Source organism: Nostoc sp. CALU 546 (genome assembly GCF_048836525.1).
The window spans coordinates 1-2,635 of record NZ_JAWJTF010000281.1 but is presented as its reverse complement, the minus strand read 5'-3'; the positions used below and the strand labels follow the sequence as shown (position 1 = coordinate 2,635).

1 protein-coding gene and 1 pseudogene are annotated in these 2,635 nt (G+C 41.5%); both read left to right on the top strand.

Going from position 1 to position 2,635, the window contains the following annotated elements; genetic code table 11:
• The first annotated feature begins 562 nt into the window (after positions 1 to 562).
• Positions 563 to 1,024: a tRNA (cytidine(34)-2'-O)-methyltransferase gene (locus RRG12_RS42710; RefSeq protein ID WP_069068390.1), complete on the top strand. Its 462-nt coding sequence runs from the start codon at positions 563 to 565 to the stop codon at positions 1,022 to 1,024.
• Positions 1,025 to 1,824: 800 nt separating this feature from the next.
• Positions 1,825 to 2,635 (top strand): annotated as a pseudogene (locus RRG12_RS42705) (peptigoglycan-binding protein LysM); the annotation flags it as partial.

The following is a 2,635-nucleotide window of genomic DNA, read 5'->3' as shown; positions in this document are numbered from 1 at the left end:
TTTGTTGCCCGGTTAAAATTATCCATAAGAACTCCTTCTTCATTCTTTAAGGACATGAATTAATTCCTTTATCTTTAGCGTTCATGTAAGGTTACATAAATGCTAAATCCGCTCTTAAACTGCGAGATAAATCGTTACATTGGGGCCTGGGGACTGGGCATGGATTGGGAATTGGGCATTGAAAAGAGGCAGAGGGAGCAGAGGAGAAAGAGAAAGAGGTAATTTTTATTCTCCCCTGCCCTCTGCTCCCCTGATTGTCCCTGATCTTCCCCTACTCCTCACTACTACTCCCGTCTTCATACAAATGGTAGATTCTCTTGGAGAGACTACCAGCCCTAAAAGACATAAGTAATTACTTTTTCTACACAAAACTTAACATTTCCTGATTTTAGCCAAATATCCTCTCAGGCATTGCTCTGGGAGGGTTTGCGCTTCGTTTTAAAAATCTAATCGATGGACGATGCTTGATTATTATTAACAAAACCTATGAATCACCTCTACCTTTTGGTAGATTTAACATTGACAATAGATTGTTTTATACAATACGTAAATTATACGGACAATGCCTCAGGTAGTTTTAGTTAACCCCCAAATCCCTCCTAATACAGGTAATATTGCTCGTACTTGTGCAGCTACAGGTACAGAATTGCATTTGGTGGGGCCTTTGGGATTTGAAATTAGCGATCGCTACCTCAAAAGAGCGGGCTTAGATTACTGGCCTTATGTCAAGCTACACTATCACGAATCCCTAGAAGCCTTTAAAACATTACATCAGGAGCGTGGAGGTAGATGGCTGGGTTATACAGTTGGTGGAAGTTGTAATTATGTAAACTTTCAGTTTCAAGCTGATGATTGGCTGTTGTTTGGTAGTGAAACCACGGGTTTACCACCAGCAATTCTTTCAGATTGCGATGCTACTCTGTATATTCCCATGAGCCAACCGGGGGTTCGCAGCTTGAATCTGTCGGTAAGTGTGGCAATTGGCTTATTTGAAACCCGTCGTCAGTTAGGCTATTTACAATAGTTAATTACCTTTATACTCGTAAGTATATTTACTTAGAATCCGTCCCGGAATCTATTAGACGATTTATTATTGGCGGCAAAAATTTTCTTGTTTACTGTAATAATATGTAAAACAATATACCGAAAATTAGGTTTATTACCAAAATGTAGTGGAAGATACTTACAAACAAAGGAAGGTTATTATAAGAAATTTGTATATAAAACTTGGGGTATTGCCAAATTTGAATGATAGATTTTGATGAATTTGAAACATCCTAAATTTGGGAACAAATGCGCTAAAATCCAGTCATGTCTTACATTTGAGCTATTTTGGCTCAGTGAACGGCAGAAAGCAGCCAAAAAGTAGCCGATAGTTAATACGGTTGTTTTTTAGGGAATAATCAACGTAAAGTCTCGTGTTGAGAAGACGGATTGGGTAGAAATATCTTGAAGATATCTACAGCAGGGGGCATCAATTTTCCAGAAGTCGCAGGCAGCAATTTGATTCTCAGCAGCGACTATGGACTTGGCAAATAGTTTGTTTGTCCAGTCCCCGCGATTGACGCAAGACAAGCGCGGACAATGGTAAGGAGTAAAACGTCCTAAGTGGTGTTAGGAGTGGTTCGGACAAGTAAACACAGCAAATTTTAAGTTTTGCTAACACGTGTAAACTTGTCTAAATCAGAGAAGCAGGTTAATCTTGCGTAAGCATCTCTGGTGAATGTGATCTTGATCTATCATTTGTTGTGATCTAAATCATTGACTAGTATCCAACTGAAAAATCGAGGTCAGTTAAGCGCTAGTGATCATAGGAGGTCGTCTTTGAAACGAGCATTAAAAAAGAGAGTAAAAGCTGTGTTGAACAATACCCCCAACAGCGATGATGCCCCGGTAGAACTGCTAAATGTGATGAATCCAAAAGTTAACCGCCGGGTGCGGACAAAAGCCGCCATGATTGGCTTGGCAATCTCGATGGGAGCAACCAGCCTTTTGGTGACTCGACAAAGCGATCAAGCCCAAGCAGCAGTGCCAGTAGGCAGCCAAAAGGCAACCTCAGCTATTCCTGTTGTTCCTGACACTGAGGTGAAATTCGCCTCCACAAAGCTGGAGTCCCAAGCAGTCTCATCAGCGAGCGTGCCGGAAAGTCCTGTAATCGTGGAACCAACGGCAGTCTCACAAGTGCCTGGGCTTGAAGCTAAATGGCAAGTTGCCGCAAGTGGAATGTCTTTGCAAGTTCCTGCATCAGAAACGTTTTCCCAAGCAACAGCTGATTATAAAAATTCCCCTTACCTGAAGCCTCAAGTGGCACAGGGATTGAACAATACCTTAGCCGAAACTAGTTTCCCAACAGTTAATAATCTGTCTGACTCTAGTACTGATGGTTTTGGTAGTACAAATGCATCACTAACTGCCGAGCCACAAACAGTGGCAACAGCTGGCGCAGTCAACAGTGAAATAAATGCACAACTTAAGGCACAACAAGAGTTCGCACTAAATCGATTACAAGAAAAATCGAACCGTTTAAGAAAGAGTCTGGCACAGTTGCGGTCTGGGGAAAGCGAAAATTTATCACAAGCTGATATAGAATTAGCGCAGCCAACAACTGTAGTTGAGAAGACTGTATTAGCCCAAT